Here is an 18,432-nt window from a genome sequence, read left to right as displayed (position 1 = left end):
AAACGCGGTAAATTAAAACGCTCAAAATCACGCAATCTGCTTGAAAGGTTAAGGTGCTATGAAGCAGATGTGCTTCGGTTTTTAGAAGACCCCAATGCCCCGTTTACCAATAATCAAGGTGAGCGCGATATCCGCATGCTTAAGGTTCACCAGAAAGTATCAGGCTGTTTTCGATCAATGGGTGGTGCAAATATCCTGTGTCGTGTCCGAAGTTATTTATCAACGGCAACGAAACAAGGCCTCACGAGTTCAGAGGCGATGACATCGCTTTTTAAGGGAGAGCCACTTCCTTTCATGGCGGAGGCTATCACGCCCAATCAAGATGAGTAGCTTGTATGGGGTGAATAGTTACCATTTTCATTCAATTTATCTATTCAAATTATTTTTCTAAAGGAGACAGGTATGTCTATTTATTGTCCTAAATGTGGCTCTCATTCATGCTATTAAAGGCTAAATAAATCACTTACAATTGCAATAGATCCATTTGACCCAAAGTCGTCGCAGCGAGGCTTAAATGGGCTCTAAGGTATCTTCCTGCATGTATTTTAATCTGTTTTTAATCAATAAGTTAGATAAGTGATGTCTCACCAATCTGTTTAAAAAATAATGATAGAAAAACAATCAATAATCAGATCATTCATAGTGTGTCCAAAGTCGCAATATCTTAACCGTTTTATCACTTTCTAATACTTGGTAAACAATACGATGTTGAATATTGATGCGTCTTGAATAGGCACCATTTAAGTCGCCCACTAATTTCTCATAGCGAGGTGGAGTTTGATAGGGATTAATGTGCAAGATGTCTAATAACTTTTTTGCTTGTGGTTTAAGGCCGCTGGCGGCTAGTTTTTTGGCATCTTTTTGAGCTTGCTTGGTATAAACCAGTGTCCAACTCATATCATCTACCAATCCAATTGCTCGTGACACGCGTCCAGAGGGGTGTTCATGCCTTCAATAATCGATTCTCGCATGCCGGGTATATTTAGAAGGTATAGGGTTTCATTGATGGCCTGCCAATCTGATTCAGAGATTAATACGGCATTGCCATTTTTGCCTGTAATGGTTACAGGTTGATGTGAGTCATTTACTTGCGCTAATAAGCCGTAGAAGTGAGATCGGGCTTCGGAGCTATTGAGTGTTGTCATGCGGATGTATCCTTGTCGTACGCTATTACGTACAGATTCTAGCAGGGTGTTTATTAATAAGCAACACTGGATTGGCTTATTGATGGGTTTAGGTTTAATCTGCAAATGTAACCGCCAGAAAAGAGTGTTTAAATGGCTTTAGTGTAATAGTATTTGTGTTCATTTTTAACGGGATCGTTTGATAGGCTATACAGCAAAATATTCATTTTTATTCGACTTATTTTTATTCAATTTATCTACTCAAATTATTATTTTTTAAAGGAGACAGGTATGTCTATTTATTGTCCGAAATGTGGCTCTCATCATGTTATTCAACGCAATATGGGACGCAAGGTGGGTGGCAGTGCCGGCATGATTGCTGGCAGTGCTTCAGGTGCCGTAGGAGCATTGGGTGGTGCTAAAACCGGCGCTACTCTTGGTATGATTGGTGGACCACCAGGTATTGAGTTAGGGAGTTTGGTTGGTGCGATGATGGGGCTTTAATCGGTGCGGGTACGGGTGGATTAGCTGGTGCTAAAATCGGTGAACAGTTGGATCATCGTGTGTTTGATAATCACCAATGTCAAGATTGTGGGGCAATCGGATGTGGCGGTTTTAATTGGCGGCCAGCAGTTAGAAATCCGTCATCCTGCGACTTCGCGCAGGATGACGGTTCTGGGTAAAAGAAATGGGTCATTGCGAGGCTGAAGGCCGTGGCAATTTCTTGCAGACGGTGCACGCCCTTGAAAGATTGCCGCGTCGCTGCGCTCCTCGCAATGACCATTTTTTTAACTTAATGGCGGTGGCGCTATGCGTGGCTGTTTCAGGTATAGAAAATTTACGTTTTTGCCCATGCCAATGCATTCGGCCTCGCTATGACCTAAGCTGTTTTATTAGTGGTAGTTATTTATTAGCCCGGATTTTTATGAAATATCCGGGTTAACGGATGTTATGTGTTTAACTTGTGTGCTTGGTGGGTCTAACCAAAAGGTTGGATAATGGTTATATTCTCAAAGGCCGTTTCGATGGCCTTTTTGTTTTCTGCTAGAAACAACAGCTTTAGGTTTGGGCCGGCATCCATCGTGAAGTAAACTTCGATGCCTTGTTGGCGTAGTTGCCAAATTTTTTGCATTGCACTCACGGATTCGGCTTGCCAGTAGAGTATCGGTGGCCAAGTGGCCATCATGGTGGCATGCATTGATAAGGCATTGTGTTCAGCCGTTTCGCCGAGTCGCGTAAAATCACGTTGCTCAATCGCTTGCTGAATCAGTTTAACTTGTCGTTCGGCTTGGGCTGGCCAGGCCTGGTAGAGTTCACAGTGTTTTACAGTTTGTTGCATTCCCGCTGTTGAGCCAATCGGTTTTTGATTGACATCTATTTTCACTAACCCAATTGAAAAGCCTGGCCAAGTGTGTGATAAGCCTTGCGCCACACTGTCCATGCCGTCTTCTCTTTCACCCTTATGCCATAGTGCGAAGCCTTGGTAAATTGAGCGGCTGGCGCTACCGCTACCCATTCTGGCTAGTATTGAGAGGGAGGCTGGGTCAAGCTGCCAATCAAATAAGTCATTAAGGGCTAAGGCCAATGCGGCATAGCCTGAGGCCGAGGAGGCAAGGCCAGCGGCGGTGGGTACAGTATTTTGGGTTTGCAGTTTGAACTTCAAGCCACTGGGCTGAAAGGGGGCTAGGTAGTTGTCAAGTCGCTGGCTGAAAGGATTGTCTGGCGCTAAAAGCTGATTATTTAACCAGGCCTGGTTGTGCTCTGCTTCAATCAGTGTAAGTTGTGTTTTTGTTCCTAAGCCGGGTAACCCAATGGATAGACTTGAATTGGTCGGTAGGTTGAGTTCAGTTTGACGTTTCCCCCAGTATTTACTTAGCGCAATATTAACGTCCGCTTCGCCCTTAGCTTGCAGCTTGGCGGGTTGCAGGTGGGGAATGAGTTGATTAATAATTTGTTGTTTTGTCATGTTCATATTCATGTTCTTCGATTTTGTTTATGCCTGAACGGCTTGGCAATACGCACCTGAGTGGCTTATCTCAGTGTTAAGTAATGGGTGATTTATTTGGTGGTTAATATGACCAAAGCCGAGAACACAATCACCCAACCCAGATCCTGAGATTTTTGCGGCTGGCAGGCTGCGCTTGAGTTGTTGGTGAATTTGCTCAAGTGTTGGATCACTAACCCCTAGTTGTTGCATTAGCCCTTGATAATGGTCCACCTGACTGTAAAATTGTGTCCAGTTATTTTGCTTTAGGGCTTGGTAAGCCTGACGAGTTGTGTCGCCCATCGCTTGATAAAGCGAGTTAAGTTGATCGGGTCGGTGTTGCCATTGCTCGGCCACCCATGCCAATACCTCGGGTGTCGGGGTTTTGTAGCCACTGTATACAAGACAGAGTGGATGGGTTATGCCGAGTGGTTCAATAAGTTGTTGACTGGGATCAAATAAAACGCCGCCCCCCGCCAAGCTCGCGGCCAAGTCTGCGCCTGAACCGCGTCCTTGTACTTGTTGAATGATCTGATGGCCTAGCCGAAAGCGCTGCCATAAAGAAAGGTTTGGCAGGTTTGAGTCTTGGTGGGTTATTTTTTCGAGTGCCACAAGGCAGGCGGCCAAAACAGCGGCAGAGCTTCCTAGCCCCCAATCCGATGGAAATTCGCTGTCAATTTTTAGTGTCCAGCCTGTGGTTAACTGGGGCTGGAATAGGCGCAGTGCCGCCAGCACAAAACGCAATTGGGGATGGTCATCGAGCTGTGAAAGCGGATTGCGGTAATGCGCAAGGCTGGATTGTATTTCAATTATCTGGTCATCACGCGCTTGCCAGTGAATCTTAATGCGTGGCGGCAAGGCGACAACTAGCGCCGGTTGTCCGTAGACCACGCTATGCTCACCCATTAATAAGGTGTTGGCGGGGGCGCTGGATATGAACTGATTAATTTTAGGCATCGAGTAGCTCACATTGCACGCCCTTTGTGCTGGTGTTGACCTGTTGCAAATGATAGCCAGCCAATTTACAGAATTGTTTCAGTTGGTCTTCAGTATTGGGTGTTGTCGCTGGGTTGGTTGGTGAATTGCTCATTGGATGGTAGGCCAGTAAAACGCCGGCTTTGTCGCCGCGCACGCTTCCTGCACCACAAACCTTCGCCACCATGGCTGTTTGGCTTTTTAGCCGTGCAATAAAGTCTTGCACAGGTTTAGGCACTACACCAATTTGTTCTAGTAGTTGTTGGTTGGCTGATAGGGTCTGCGCGATGGCATGGTTATTTTGATTTAGCCAAGCGGTTTGCATTTTCTCGGTGCAGTCGGCAAATTTGTGCCATAGGGTTGGATGCTGGGCATAGTCGGTTTTCACTTGTTGCACAGATTCGCCAGTAGAGCTGGCAGGTTCGCCTGTGTCAATCAACCAAAAGGATTGTGGGCTTGAATCGAGTGCTACAATCGGCTGATGGCGCTGATAACGAATTAAGCCCTTGGATAGTAGGGTGGCTGGATCAATGCCGCTGGATTGTCCATGCTGATAGCATTCAAGCGCTTGGCTAATACGCCGTAATGTATTGTTTTCATTTAGGTTTTTGTTGTCATTTGGGGTTTTGCTGTCATTTATGTCGTCATTTATGTCGTCATTTATTTTATGGGCGCAAAATAATCCTCGCAACAGACTTAAAATCACCGCGGCTGAGCTGCCTAAGCCGCGCCCACGCCATGCTTGAGATTGAATCTGAATTTGCCAGTGACCTGGTTGCAGTGGATGAAATTGGTTGAAGTGCGAAAGACATAATAAAATTAAATCAAACGGTGTTTGGCAGACGGCGTTAATGGGTATTTGGTTTTTAAGAAACTGCGAAAAACGTTGCTCAATTTGTTGGGTTTCTAACCAGGCCTGGTTGAAATCTAGCTGTTTTTCAAGCGAATAATCGCTGAGTTTAAGGGTGAAGCAAGGTTGATGGGCGTATTCAAAATCAACTAGGCATTGGGTGGGTAAATCAAGCGCTAAACTGAGCGCGGGTTGACCATAGACCACAGCATGCTCGCCACTCAGAATCAGTTTTGCTGGCGCTGTGGATCGCAGCCTCATGGCTTTAATCCTGCGTTTTAATATAGATGCGTTTGTGGTCTTTAATCGCACTCAGGCGGAAAGGACCTGTGTGATGCGTTGCAAACTCAATATTGTCTTGATTAGGTTCTGTTTGGTGGTAAAACGCAAGGTATTGGTTGTAACTTAAGGGTTGGCGCTGCTCAATCTGCGCTTGATGGCTGTCTGTCATTAGGTAGGATTGGTAGCCAGGTTGGATGATGCCTGTGAAGAACTCGGCTACACAGCCAGAACCATAACTAAAAAACCCAACGCGATGATTGGCTAGGTTGTGCGCATGATCAAGGAGGGAGCAAAAACCAACAAATAATGAGGCACTATAGCTATTGCCCACAATGCGATTGTAAATTTGGCTGGCCTTGATTTGTTCAAGGGTGTCGGCTTCAGTTTGTTGTGTTTGAGTGATTTTAATCAGCTGTTTATGCGCTTTTTCAGCCATTTTGGTAAAGGGGATGTGGTAGCAGAACTGATGAATATCAGACATTTTTTTGCCTGTTTCTTCAGTAAAATGTAACCAGGCCTGCTTGAGGCTGCTGAGATAAACCTTGGTGGAGTATTTGCCATCTACCAATGCCGTTTCGCGGTAGTTGGGGCGCCAAAAATCCATTACATCTTCAGTGTAGTAGCCAGAGCCAGGTTCCACTTCTAAGATACGCGGCGCTTGTCGCACAAGCATCGCTACGGCACCGCAACCTTGGGTTGCTTCGCCTGAAGTGTTGAGGTCATAGCGGGCAATATCGGCGGCAATCACTAATACTTCTTCTTTGGGGTTGACCTTGACCATGTTCACGGCCATTTGCAGCGCGGCCGCGCCTGCATAGCAGGCGTGTTTTAATTCAATCACCCGACAACGATTTGATAGGTTGAGTAGGCTATGCACAAAGGCGCCCGCTGACTTTGACTGATCAACCCCCGACTCGGTCGCAAAGAGTACCGCGCTAATTTTGTGACGCTCGATTTGGTTTAAAATCGGTTCGGCGGCTTTAGCCGAGAGCGTAACAATGTCTTCATCAGGCGGCGCAATCGACATTTTCTCCTGACCTATGCCAACCAGATATTTGTTTAGGTCTTGGTTTTTTTCCAACGCAAACAAATCTAACCCGAGATAAAAATCAGAGGTCGCAAAGTGAATAAGATCTATGCCGACTTTCATGAATAGGTATGTTTTCCGCTTGGGGCGCGTAAAATAAGCGCATCATTTAAAAATAGCGATTCAATATTTGGCGCACCTAGTAAAAATTGTGCCAATTTAAATTCGTGTTTAAGTTGTTGAATTTTGTCAACTACATCTGCTGTGTTACGCATTGCAGGACGCAACAATGGCGCAGCTACCCCGCAAACATAGCCGCCCATTATAACTGATTTCACCATGTCAATGCCATTGCGAATACCGCCGGATGCAAAAAAACAGGCGCGAGACTGGTAAGTACGTGCTTGTTGCAGGGCTTGTGGGGTGGTGAGTCCCCAGTCCTGAAACAGGATGCCTAATTCAGATTGGGCACGATGCGCTTCAATTCGGCTCCAAGAGGTCCCCCCACGACCGGCCAGATCAAAATAACGAATACCTGCGGCCAAGCCCAGTTCAATATCGGCCGCCGACAGTCCGCAACCGACTTCTTTTAATATAATAGGCACGGGCAGCTGCTGCGCGAGTTGGTTGATTTTGTCAGCTAAGCCGGCAAAGTCATGGTCGCCTTCCGGTTGAATGAGTTCTTGTAGCGGGTTAAGGTGAAGGATCAGTGCATCCGCCTCTAGGCAGTCTACGGCTATCTTTGCCTGTTCAACGCCATACCCCTTGTTAAGTTGTACCGCGCCGATATTGGCGAGCAAGGGGGTACTGGGGGCATAACGGCGCAGGTTAAAGCTGGCTTTAGCGCGGGGGTCTTCAATCATCGCGCGTTGAGAGCCGACCGCTAGGGCTACCTGGCATATTTCGGCGGCTTCGGCAAGGTTTTGATTAATCTGGGCCAAGTTTTCAGCGGCACCACCGGTCATGGACGAAATAAGTAGTGGGAAGCTAAGTGGCTTGTCAAAAAGCGATGTTTGGGTGTCCAGTTTGGCGAAGTCCAATTCGGGTAGGCCCCGGTGAATCAGTTGGATCTGGTCAAAGCCGGTTGTCGCACGTTCTATTTGTGGGTCATCGAGCAGTGCGTTGATATGGTCTTGTTTGCGTTGGGTGATAAGCGGATGCGGGGTCACATTTATTGTCTTTCAAGTTTGAGGTGAGCCGCCATTAATTCACCTGGATTGGTTTGCGCCGCCAGTAGTGAGAGTTCGCCACATAGTGCGGTGGCGGCAGCGATGCAGGCTAGGCGTCGGGCGTTATCGCCGGGTTTCGCATTCGGGTTGGCACAGCCGAGTTGTTCTAGGTTTTGTTGCACAAAATCTAATCCCTTGCCATTTCCTACGGTGCCTACAATTAAGTTGGGTAGGCTGGTTGAGAAATAGAGTGCACCTTCTGGCGTGACTTCAGCATGGTTAATCGCTTGTGAGCCTTCAACAATATTGGCCGCATCTTGGCCTGTAGCTAGATAGAATCCCAATAGCATATTGGCCACGTGGGCATTGGCAGTGCGAAGCCCGCCGGACACAATCGAACCGATGAGGTCTTTTTTTATGTGCAGGTCAACCAGTGCGTGGGGCGTGGTTTTGAGGAAGCGCTGGCAGAGTTTAGCTGAAATAGTGGTTTCGCAAACCACATTTTTACCTCGCCCAAGAATACCGTTTACCGCTGACACTTTTTTGTCGGTACAGAAGTTGGCAGAAATGGAGACATAGCGCAGGGATGGGTACTGGGCGAGTATCCAAGGAAATAGCTGGTCGGCGGCTTGTGTTGCCATATTATGACCTGACGCATCGCCAGTAGTGAACTCAAGGCGTAAGTAAATCAGGTTGCCAATAATTTGAAAGTGCGTGTCTATTAGTTGCGCAAATCGGCTGGTTCGGCTAATAATAGCCTGCATGTCAGGCAGGCGTTTTTGTAAGGCACGCATGGTTTGCAGCGCGCACCCTGCATTGTCGGCTTGCAGCAGAATGGAGCGTGTCATACGTTCATCAATCAGTGTTACGCGTATACCGCCCGCATGGGCGGTCGTTCGTGCCCCACGCGCCACCGATGGCCATAAGGGGGTTTCATAGGTCGCCATCGGTACCATTAGGTTATCGGTGTCGATGTCGCCAATTAATTTAAAGGGCCCTACAGATTGCATAGGGATCTGGGCAAGGGTGTTTGGTATATTTTTCATGATTGCTATTATAAACGAGAATGTTTTAAACAAAGAAAAAAACATTTCAAACAAGTTGGATGAGTCGGCGGCGTTAATTCAAAGTGCTTAGGCTTCGAGTAAATGGTAGAATTAGCTTCTATTTAGCAAAAAATAATATTACTTACTATTTCAGGGTAGAGCTCAAATGTTCCTCGCGCAAATCAAAAATACCATTTCCCAATCTTTGTTTAATTCCATGATTTTAAGATCCCTGCTTGCTACCTTGTTAATTATGTTGGGTATTAGTGCAACCTTTTATTATACAACGGTCGCGCCTGAAACGGATAAGGCGTTTAACCAGTCCGCTGAGTTAGCTTTGAGGGAGTTAGCTTTGCGTTTAGAGTCGAAAGAGGAGTCTGTAATCAGTATGGGCAGTTCGATTGCAAGAGATATGCGCATTAAAGAGGGGTTGTTTTTTAATGATCGTTCTTTGATGGTGTCGGCTTTGTCGGAAATGCGTGAAGATTATGCTCGGGTTTCTGATTTCCGCTGTGTAACGGCACAGGTAGTAAGTTTAGAGCGTATCATATTGGCACGTTCATGGGATTTGGAATTTTACGGTGCGCCCGCTCCGCACCCCTTGGGTGCTCGTGTGTTAAAAGAAGCACGGGCAATGGCGTCGTTTGGTGTGGGTAATGCCGGGGTCGGTATTGTTGGTTTTGTGCCGGTGTATCATATGGATGAGATGGTGGGGTTGATTTCATTAACCCAAGGTGTCGGTTCGGTTGTACGTGTTTTAAAGGAACAAGGTATTGATTGGGTGATGGTGATTGATGAAGAGGCGGTGTCGGCCAGAACCCAAGGTGTGTTGCCTCGGGCTTATCAAGGTAATAGAGAGATTGCGCCTGGCCAGCTTGTTGCGCACAACGATTGGTTTGAAGAGGAGGATGCGGCGTTTGTGGCCTCGATTTGGGCGCGCATTAAGACTGGCGTGGGGCCGATGCTGATTGAGGACAAGATTGTTGTGGTTGCACCGGTTGTTGATAATAATGGTATCCAAATTGGGCGTAATATTTTAATGTTGGATGCGGCGCCTGTGCTTGAGCAGGTTGCGGCGATGAAAAGTTCATTGATCAATATTAACTTGGCTATTTTATTAATTTTGCTGCTATTAACTTTGGTGCTTCTGTGGGATGTGCGTCAAAGGGTGATTAAGCCTTTGCGGGGCATGACCGGTATGATGACGGACTTAATGCGCCAGGGGCGGTTTGATAAAACCGTTGAATGCAGTAGGCAGGATGAGTTTGGTCAGATGCAGCGTAGTTTTAATAGTCTCTTAACTTGCTGGGCTGAGGCGTTGCGTGAGGCAAATAAGACTATTTCATCTACCGCGAATGGTGACTTTGAACGCAAGATGCAGGGTGTTTATCAGGGGGATTTAGCGGAGTTGCAGCGCGGGTTAAATGCGGCGGTAGCGGATTTGAAAAATACCCATATGCAGTTGACTGAAGCGAGTAAAGCCAAGTCGATGTTTTTAGCTAACATGAGTCATGAAATTCGAACGCCAATGAATGCGATTATTGGCATGGCGTATTTAGCCTTGAAAACAGACTTGGATGAGCGCCAATACGATTATGTGAATAAGATTCATGGTGCAGGGCAGTCTTTGCTGGGTATTATCAATGATATCCTTGACTTCTCAAAAGTTGAAGCAGGTAAGTTGCAGCTGGAAAAGGTGGATTTTAATTTACAGGATGTGTTGAGCAATGCGCTGGTGATGGTGCGACAGAAGGCGGGTGAAAAGGGTATTGAGTTGTTGCTGGATGTTAAGAATCAACAGTTGATTAAGGTGTATACGCATTTTGAAGGGGATCCTTTACGCTTGAGTCAGGTGTTAACGAATTTATTGTCGAATGCAGTTAAATTTACAGAGCAGGGTTATGTGCGTTCTTCTGTTGATATTGTGTCGGTTGATGCACAGTGTTCGCCTGCGAGTATATCGTTACGCTTTGTGGTTGAGGACACAGGGATTGGAATGACTGAGGCGCAGATGGCTAACCTGTTTCAGGAGTTTAATCAGGCAGATAATTCAACAACACGACGTTTTGGCGGGACGGGTTTAGGCTTAACTATTTCACTAAAATTAGTTGAGTTAATGGGCGGCAAGATTCAAGTTGAAAGTGAAGTCGGTAAGGGTTCGTGTTTTGGATTTACGGTTACGTTGGGTGTAGCTAAGCCGTTTGAAGCGAGCAGTTTGCCCGTGAGGGTGGATGGTTCTGGGTTGCGTGCGCTGGTGGTTGATAATCAGTTGGCGGCGCGTCAAGTGATGAGTGAGATGCTTGGGTTGTATGGGATTAAAGTTGAGTCGGTCGATTCGGGTGAAAAAGCCTTGGCACGCTTGTCTCGTGGTGATGATTTTGATTATTGTTTCGTCGATTGGGTGATGCCGGGGATGGATGGCGATCAATTATTGTGCGAAATTGCAAAGCTGTCTATTCGCCAGCCTGAGTTGATTGTGGTGTCAGCGTTTGACTCCGACCAGCTTCACCAGAAAGCGGTGCAGTTAGGTGCGAAGCGTGTGATGATGAAGCCTTTGATGCCTAAGGATATTGAAGATATACTGGCGAAAAAGACACCCGTGAAGGATAGAAAAGAAGAGGTCGATAGTGTCAATATTGAAGGCATGCGTATCTTATTGGTTGAAGATAATCTGGTTAATCAGTTGTTGGCACGTAAACTATTAGAAGCTAAAAAGGTCGTGGTCACGCTAGCGGAAAATGGGCAGAAGGCTTTGGATATCCTTGAGCAAAAGGGCGCGCAAGCATTTGATTTGGTGCTGATGGATTTACAAATGCCTGTCATGGATGGTTATACCGCAACGACAGAGATTAAGTCACAATCACGTTATGATGCGTTGCCTATTGTCGCGATGACAGCGCATGCCATGATTGAAGAGCAGCAGCGTTGTCAGAAGCTAGGGATGGTGGGGCATATTACAAAACCGATTAATCCGGCCACTTTATATCAGACGTTAGCAGATTTTTACCATAAAGATTAAAGCGCTTTGTTATCGCTATGCTATAATCATGCGCTTATTTTTAAATTTTAACTTGGTTGTGAGAGCGTTATGCCGGTCATTACTCTACCTGATGGTTCAAAAAGAAATTTCGATAGTCCTGTGTCTGTGATGCAGGTGGCGCAAGATATTGGCGCGGGCTTAGCCAAGGCCACAATAGCTGGCCGAGTCAACGGTCGCTTGGTGGATGCCTGTGATTTAATCATTGATGACGCTGATTTGCAGATTATTACGCTAAAAGATCAAGATGGTTTGCATATTATGCGCCATTCTTGTGCGCATTTGTTAGGGCATGCATTAAAGCAATTGCATCCTGAAGCGAAAATGGCGATCGGTCCAGTGATTGATAATGGCTTTTATTACGATGTCGATACGCCGATTTCTTTAACGCCTGAAGATCTGATTGCACTCGAAGCAAGAATGAAAAAACTGGCTAAAACCGGTTATTTGGTCAGCAAGGTGATGACACCTCGTGAGCAAGTTATTGATATATTTAAAGCACGCCAAGAAGATTATAAACTTGAGTTAGTGGCTGATTTGCCAGATGAAACAGCCTTCGGTTTGTATCATCATGAAGAATATGTTGATATGTGTCGCGGGCCGCATGTACCAAATATGTCACATATTAAAGCTTTCAAGCTAACCCATCTGGCGGGGGCTTACTGGCGCGGCGATTCAAAAAACAAAATGCTTCAGCGTATTTATGGTGTCGCTTTTGCTTCTAAACAGGATTTAGATGCCTATTTGACGATGATGGAAGAGGCAGAAAAACGTGATCATCGTAAGCTAGGTAAGTTATTAGATTTATTTCATATTGAAGATATTGCGCCCGGTATGGCATTTTGGCACCCTAAGGGCACCATGCTGTACCGTGTTGTCGAAGATTATATGCGTGAGCAGTTGCGTTATCATGATTATGAGGAAATTCGCACCCCTTTTATCATGGATCGTATTTTGTGGGAGAAATCAGGGCATTGGGATAAGTTCAAAGATAATATGTTTACCACGCATACGGAGCATCGTGATTATGCGGTGAAGCCGATGAATTGCCCAGGGCATATTATGGTTTATAACCGTCAGCTTCACAGTTACCGTGATTTACCTGTGCGTGTAGCGGAGTTCGGTACGGTGCACCGGAATGAGGCCTCTGGTACTTTGCACGGTCTGATGCGCGTGCGTTCGTTTACACAGGATGATGCACATATCTTTTGTACGCCAGATCAGGTAAAAGCGGAGGTGCAGGGGTGTATTGATTTGGTTTATCAAACCTATGCGGACTTTGGCTTTGAACATATAGAGGTGAAGTTTTCAACGCGCCCAGAGAAACGGGTAGGCTCCGATGCAATTTGGGATCAGGCAGAGCAAGCGTTGGAGCAAACCTTAAAAGATGCGGGCCTAAGTTATGAGTTGCAGCCTGGTGAAGGCGCGTTTTATGGTCCGAAAATTGAATTTAGTTTAAAGGATTGTATTGGGCGCGTCTGGCAGTGCGGTACTATTCAGCTCGATTTTTCGATGACGCATGTGGACCGTTTAGATGCGGTGTATGTAGGACAGGATAATGAAAAGCATCATCCTGTGATGATACATCGTGCTATTTTGGGTTCGCTTGAGCGTTTTGTGGGTATTTTAATAGAACATTATGAAGGAAAATTCCCAACTTGGCTGGCGCCAGTACAGCTGGTTTTAGCCCCCATTTCACAAACCCATAGCGAATATGTGGTTCAATTTGCAGAAAAACTGAAAAAACAGGGGTTTAGAGTCGAAACAGACTTGAGAAATGAGAAGGTTGGGTTTAAAATTCGTGAACATACTATGCAACGTGTGCCTTATATCTTGGTCGCAGGTGATCAAGAGGTGCAGGATGGTAGCGTGAATGTAAGAGCGCGTAATGGTGATAACCTTGGAAGTTATAGCTTTGAGGCATTAATGGATTTGTTGATGCGAGACATTTCTTGCTTAGGCAGAAACCAGGGCATTGCGCAGTAGAAGAATTAGTTCGGAGGATAAAACTATCGCTGTAAGAAGAGGTCGTCCAAGACCACAACAACCAGAAGCACCTAAAGACAATATCAATGAGGCTATTACGGCTAAAGAAGTTCGACTCATTGATCAAGACGGTGAACAAGTTGGCGTTGTGCCAACAAAACAGGCTTTAGCCCAAGCCATAGAAGTCGGTCTTGATCTTGTTGAGATTGCAGCGAAAGCAGAACCTCCTGTTTGCCGAATAATGGACTATGGTAAGTTTGTTTATCAGCAACAGAAAAAACAGCACGAAGCGAAGAAAAATCAAAAGCAAGTGCAAGTTAAAGAAGTGAAATTTCGCCCAGGAACTGAGGATGGGGACTATCAGGTCAAGCTTCGCAACCTGATGCGTTTTCTAGAACAGGGTGATCGCGTCAAAGTAACCATTTGGTTTCGTGGACGTGAGATTACTCATAAGGAACTGGGAATGAAGATGTTGGATCGTATCAAAGAGGATGTTCAGGACGTTGCGTCCGTTGAACAAGAACCTAAGATGGAAGGTCGTCAGATGCAAATGATGATCGCGCCAACAAAAAAAGGTAAATAGATTCTAATCCAATCGTTTATCGCTACAACAATCGGCTCTACATGGTCTTAGTGCGATGTATTGACTGGTGCAGCTCCCTCAGTGCTGTTCGTTGTTCCGACTGATTACTTAATATAAGTAGTCGTTTGTTTAAAAGGCAGATACTTAATCATACTGGTTAATTATCCAAATGCGGAGTTTGACATGCCAAAAATTAAATCTCATAGTGGCGCGGCTAAGCGCTTCAAAAAAACTGGATCAGGCCGTTTCAAGTGTAAGCAAGCTCACTTGCGTCATATCCTGACTAAAAAATCAACCAAGCGTAAGCGTCAGTTGCGTGCGCCTAACATGATCCATGACCACGATGTGGCTATGGTTCGTCGTATGTTACCGTACTTATAGTCAAGGAGTTTGAAACATGGCAAGAGTTAAAAGAGGCGTTACGGCCCGTGCAGCGCACAAAAAAGTAATGAAAGCCGCGAAAGGTTACTACGGTGCCCGTCGCAAGCAATTTACTACGGCTAACCAAGCTGTTATTAAGGCAGGTCAGTATGCATACCGTGACCGTCGTCAGAGAAAACGTCAATTCCGTCGTCTGTGGATTGCGCGTATCAATGCGGCAGCACGTATTAATGGTATGACTTATAGCCGTTTTATTAATGGTTTGAGCAAAGCGGGTGTAATGGTTGACCGTAAAGTATTGTCTGATATTGCAGTTCATGATGCTGTTGCTTTTGCAACCATCGCTGAAAAAGCAAAAGCTGCTTTAGCGTAATATCGAGTTTTACCTTGATTTGGAAGGGGCGTAAGCCCCTTTTTTGTCAAATACTATTGCTAAACTGTTTGTTGCATAAATTTCGTAAAACCACAAACAGCTTATCAATACTATTTAGCTAGCTAGGAATAAACCATGCAATCCACCCTGCAAGATCTGCTTGAACAAGTAAAAGTGAAAATTTCAACCGTCCAAGACCTACCTGCTCTTGAGCAGTTGCGTGTTGAGTTTTTGGGTAAAAAAGCGCAAGTTACCCAGCTAATGAAGACTTTAGGTCAGTTGTCAGCGGAAGAAAGGCCGGTGGCTGGACAATTAATTAATGATGCAAAACAAGCTATTCAGCAGTTTTTGACTGAAAAAAAATCGCATTTAGAGGCGGCCAAACTAGCCGAAAAATTGGCACAGGAGTCAGTGGATGTCACCTTGCCAGGGCGGCGTGTGGACCTGGGTGGCTTGCATCCTGTTACACGTACCTTGCGCAGAATTGAAACCCTGTTTGCGCGTGCGGGTTTTGAGGTGGCAACAGGGCCGGAGATTGAGGATGACTGGCATAATTTTGGCGCATTAAATATTCCAGAAACCCATCCTGCGCGCGCGATGCATGATACATTTTATGTTGATGAGTCTACTGTATTGCGCACCCATACGTCCGGTGTACAGATACGTATCATGGAAAACAATAAGCCGCCAATACGGATCATTGCGCCGGGGCGCGTTTATCGTTGTGATTCAGATCAAACCCATACCCCCATGTTTCATCAGGTAGAGGGGTTGATTGTTGAAAAAAATGCTAATTTTGCCCAGCTAATGAATTTATTAACCGATTTCTTACGTCATTTCTTTGAAGATGAACACCTAAAGACGCGGTTTAGGCCTTCTTATTTTCCGTTTACCGAACCTTCTGCGGAAGTCGATATTGCCACGGATTTATTTGGAGAGGGGCGTTGGGTTGAAGTGCTGGGCTGTGGCATGGTGCATCCGAATGTGTTGCAGAACGTGGGTATTGATCCTGAAGAGTATACGGGGCTTGCGTTTGGTTTAGGTGTCGAGCGCTTGGCGATGTTGCGTTATGGTGTGAAGGATTTACGTCAGTTCTTCGAGAACGATCTGCGCTTTTTAAAGCAGTTTAAATAGTGAACGAAGTGATAGCAGTGCACCAAAATTATTACAATCACAGCCAGGCCTGGTTGTGATTTGTGCCAAATTTAGACTAAATGATTGAGTTATTCAAAAATGAAAGTAAGTGAACAGTGGTTAAGAACGTGGGTCAATCCAGATTGGGATACAGTGATGTTGTCGGAGGCATTAAGCCTTGCCGGACTAGAGGTTGATGATGTTGAGCTCGTTGCGCCTGCTTTTAGTGGGGTGGTGGTTGCCCAGGTTGTGCAGGTTGAAAAGCACCCTGATGCTGAAAAGTTAAACGTCACACAGGTGGATGTCGGGGCGGATGCGCCGTTACAAATTGTGTGTGGTGCGCCCAATGTCGTGGTTGGGATGAAAGTGCCTTGTGCGTTGGTCGGTGCTAAATTGCCGGGTGATTTTAAAATTAAAAAGGCGAAGTTGCGTGGTGTTGCCTCCTCTGGGATGCTGTGCTCGGGTACAGAGATAGGTTTAGAGCAGGATTATGATGGCTTAATGGTCTTAGCGGAGGATGCGCCGATTGGTGTGGCTATTCGTGACTATTTACAGCTCGATGATGTGATGATTGATGTTGATTTGACACCTAATCGTGCAGATTGTTTGAGTGTCGAAGGTTTAGCGCGTGAAGTGGCGCTAGTTAGCGGAGCGGCGTTTAAGCAACCCTTTGAGTTAAAAAGTGTTTCAACACAAGGTGTTTGCCCACAAGCGGTTGAGGTTGTAGATTCTCAGGCTTGTCCTAAATATTTAGGTTGCGTGGTTGAGGGGTATGATAAAACTGCACAAACACCGGATTGGATGGTGCGTCGTTTAGCGCGTTCGGGTGTGCGTGCGATTAGTTTGACGGTCGATATCACCAATTATGTGCTATTGGAATTAGGCCAGCCTATGCATGCGTTTGATGCCGATAAATTAGTTGGAACGCTGCAAGTTCGCCATGCAAAAGAAAATGAATCGCTTGTCACCCTGGATGAGAAAGCATTAAAACTTAATGCGCAAACGTTAGTGATTGCTGATGATTCGGGTGCGATTGCGTTGGCGGGTGTGATGGGCGGACTGTCAACATCGGTGAGCGATGATACCTCTCGTTTGTTTTTTGAGTGTGCGCACTTTTCACCTTTGGCGATTGTTGGTAAGGCGCGTCAATATGGTTTGCATACGGATTCGTCTCACCGTTTTGAACGTGGGGTGGATCCGTTGTTGCCTGAGCGTGCATTATCGCGTGCATTGCAGTTATTTACTGAGATTGCCGGCGGCCAGATTTCTGATTGGGTGCAAGTAGTGAATGATGACGCGATGCCAGAAGCGGCCGAGATTTTGTTGCGTCGTCAACGCTTACACCAATTGTTAGGCGCATCGATTGAAGAGGGTTTTGTGCGCGATGTACTAAGCCGTTTAGGCTGTCAGGTGAGCGACGTGGCTGAAGGCTGGCAGGTACAGGCGCCTTCTTATCGTTTTGATATGCAAATCGAAGTTGATTTGATTGAAGAAGTCGCGCGTATTTACGGTTATAACAATTTACCCGATAGTCAAGTCGGGATGCCATTAAGTTTAAAAGCTTTACCGGAGTCAGAGCAGGACACGCATATGCTTCGACAGGCGATGTTGCAACGGGGTTATCAGGAGGTCATTACCTATTCGTTTGTTGAAGAGGCCGCCTTACAAAAACTTTCCCCCGAAATTCCGTATGTATTGTTGAAAAATCCAATTTCTGAGGACATGAAAGCGATGCGTACGTCGTTATTTCCAGGCTTGTTGCAAACGCTTGGTTATAACCAAAAACGTCAACAGAATCGTGTGCGTATTTTTGAAACAGGTTTGACGTTTAGTTTAGAAGGTGAGCAAATACAGCAGACGGCGGTGATAGGTGGGTTAATCGCGGGCGATGTTTACCCTGCTGGCTGGGCGGATGCGGCGCGTAAGGTTGATTTTTATGACTTGAAAGGTGATGTTGAAAATCTATTGGCGATGAGTCATCTGCATGGACGTGTGCATTTCGAAGCAAGTCAGTCACCGGAGTTTCACCCTGGTCAGTGTGCCGCGATTATGCTGGGTGATCAGCCTATTGGCATCATGGGCCAACTGCACCCACAATGGCAAAAGCCATTTGGTGTCAATGGCGGCGTATTTATGTTTCAAATCTTTATGGATAGCTTGTTAACCATGCAGGTGCCAAAGGTGACCGGGATTTCAAAGTTCCCAGAGGTGCAGCGTGACTTGGCCTTTGTTGTTGAGCGGAGCATGCCGGTTAAATCTTTAGTGGATTGTATTCGTCATCATGAAGGCGGTTTGTTGCAGGACGTGCAGGTTTTTGATATTTATCAAGGTCAAGGTGTATTGGAAACGCACAAGAGTGTCGCATTAAGCTTAAGAATTCAACATCATGATCGCACCTTGTTAGATGATGAAGTCGATAGCTTGATTGATGCGATTGTTCAGAACGTCAAGCAAACACTTAATGCACAGTTGCGATAGTGT

General features: G+C 45.9%; 17 protein-coding genes. 9 read left to right on the top strand and 8 right to left on the bottom strand.

Annotated features, from left to right (window positions below; all coding sequences use genetic code 11):
* Positions 1-330: IS66 family transposase (locus NA59_RS02760; RefSeq protein WP_044407560.1), on the top strand; the 330-nt coding region annotated here is incomplete at its 5' end.
* A gap of 303 nt (positions 331-633) precedes the next feature.
* On the opposite strand, the gene NA59_RS02755 is transcribed toward NA59_RS02760, so the two are convergent.
* Together NA59_RS02755 and NA59_RS02750 are read right to left on the bottom strand one after the other, a co-directional pair.
* Complete coding sequence (locus NA59_RS02755) at positions 634-897, bottom strand: Txe/YoeB family addiction module toxin (protein WP_044407557.1); 264 nt, start codon at positions 895-897, stop codon at positions 634-636.
* A gap of 5 nt (positions 898-902) precedes the next feature.
* A complete protein-coding gene (locus NA59_RS02750) occupies positions 903-1,145 on the bottom strand; it encodes a type II toxin-antitoxin system Phd/YefM family antitoxin (RefSeq protein WP_044407554.1) in 243 nt (80 codons plus the stop codon).
* Between the two features lie 270 nt (positions 1,146-1,415).
* Between NA59_RS02750 and NA59_RS02745 the strand changes: the two genes are divergently transcribed.
* Entirely contained in the window at positions 1,416-1,628 is a 213-nt protein-coding gene (locus NA59_RS02745; RefSeq protein ID WP_198401036.1) for a hypothetical protein, read from the top strand.
* A 475-nt stretch (positions 1,629-2,103) separates the two neighbouring features.
* On the opposite strand, the gene mvaD is transcribed toward NA59_RS02745, so the two are convergent.
* Genes mvaD through NA59_RS02715 form a run of 6 tightly spaced genes read right to left on the bottom strand, consistent with a single transcriptional unit; the run spans position 2,104 to position 8,457 of the window.
* Positions 2,104-3,090: a diphosphomevalonate decarboxylase gene (mvaD, locus tag NA59_RS02740; protein WP_232504017.1), complete on the bottom strand. Its 987-nt coding sequence runs from the start codon at positions 3,088-3,090 to the stop codon at positions 2,104-2,106.
* Positions 3,091-3,117: 27 nt separating this feature from the next.
* On the bottom strand, positions 3,118-4,065 hold the full coding sequence (locus NA59_RS02735; RefSeq protein WP_052501414.1) for a mevalonate kinase family protein: 948 nt from the start codon (positions 4,063-4,065) through the stop codon (positions 3,118-3,120).
* Positions 4,058-5,194 carry a mevalonate kinase family protein gene (locus NA59_RS02730; protein WP_044407548.1) on the bottom strand — a complete coding sequence of 379 codons (1,137 nt, stop codon included), beginning with the start codon at positions 5,192-5,194 and terminating at the stop codon, positions 4,058-4,060. Before NA59_RS02730 ends, NA59_RS02735 begins: the two co-directional genes overlap by 8 nt.
* A gap of 4 nt (positions 5,195-5,198) precedes the next feature.
* Entirely contained in the window at positions 5,199-6,365 is a 1,167-nt protein-coding gene (locus tag NA59_RS02725; RefSeq protein ID WP_044407545.1) for a hydroxymethylglutaryl-CoA synthase, read from the bottom strand.
* Entirely contained in the window at positions 6,362-7,411 is a 1,050-nt protein-coding gene (fni, locus tag NA59_RS02720) for a type 2 isopentenyl-diphosphate Delta-isomerase (RefSeq protein WP_044407543.1), read from the bottom strand. Before fni ends, NA59_RS02725 begins: the two co-directional genes overlap by 4 nt.
* A gap of 2 nt (positions 7,412-7,413) precedes the next feature.
* Positions 7,414-8,457: a hydroxymethylglutaryl-CoA reductase gene (locus tag NA59_RS02715; protein ID WP_044407540.1), complete on the bottom strand. Its 1,044-nt coding sequence runs from the start codon at positions 8,455-8,457 to the stop codon at positions 7,414-7,416.
* A gap of 217 nt (positions 8,458-8,674) precedes the next feature.
* Here NA59_RS02715 and NA59_RS14180 point away from each other — a divergent pair, with 217 nt between their 5' ends.
* The 7 genes from NA59_RS14180 to pheT all read left to right on the top strand — a co-directional run bounded on the left by NA59_RS14180 (position 8,675) and on the right by pheT (position 18,429).
* Positions 8,675-11,476 (top strand): response regulator, encoded by a 2,802-nt coding sequence (locus tag NA59_RS14180; protein WP_198401035.1) that lies wholly within the window; start codon positions 8,675-8,677, stop codon positions 11,474-11,476.
* Between the two features lie 69 nt (positions 11,477-11,545).
* The gene (gene thrS, locus NA59_RS02705) at positions 11,546-13,480 is read left to right on the top strand and encodes a threonine--tRNA ligase (RefSeq protein WP_044407537.1); all 1,935 of its coding nucleotides are present in this window, start codon (positions 11,546-11,548) and stop codon (positions 13,478-13,480) included.
* Positions 13,481-13,505: 25 nt separating this feature from the next.
* Complete coding sequence (gene infC, locus NA59_RS02700) at positions 13,506-14,063, top strand: translation initiation factor IF-3 (protein ID WP_044407644.1); 558 nt, start codon at positions 13,506-13,508, stop codon at positions 14,061-14,063.
* Positions 14,064-14,246: 183 nt separating this feature from the next.
* A complete protein-coding gene (rpmI, locus tag NA59_RS02695; RefSeq protein ID WP_029935855.1) occupies positions 14,247-14,444 on the top strand; it encodes a 50S ribosomal protein L35 in 198 nt (65 codons plus the stop codon).
* Positions 14,445-14,460: 16 nt separating this feature from the next.
* Entirely contained in the window at positions 14,461-14,817 is a 357-nt protein-coding gene (gene rplT, locus NA59_RS02690; RefSeq protein ID WP_044407515.1) for a 50S ribosomal protein L20, read from the top strand.
* A 135-nt stretch (positions 14,818-14,952) separates the two neighbouring features.
* Positions 14,953-15,951, top strand: a complete 999-nt coding sequence (gene pheS / locus NA59_RS02685; RefSeq protein ID WP_044407512.1) for a phenylalanine--tRNA ligase subunit alpha — start codon at positions 14,953-14,955, stop codon at positions 15,949-15,951.
* A 99-nt stretch (positions 15,952-16,050) separates the two neighbouring features.
* Positions 16,051-18,429, top strand: coding sequence for a phenylalanine--tRNA ligase subunit beta (pheT, locus tag NA59_RS02680; RefSeq protein ID WP_044407509.1), 2,379 nt, complete (start codon positions 16,051-16,053; stop codon positions 18,427-18,429).
* Positions 18,430-18,432 lie beyond the last annotated feature (3 nt).

The sequence above is a fragment of the Thiomicrospira microaerophila genome, from assembly GCF_000934765.1.
Taxonomy (GTDB): Bacteria; Pseudomonadota; Gammaproteobacteria; order Thiomicrospirales; family Thiomicrospiraceae; genus Thiomicrospira; species Thiomicrospira microaerophila.
Note: the sequence above shows the minus strand (reverse complement) of the source record. Positions and strands in the feature narration are given on the sequence as shown.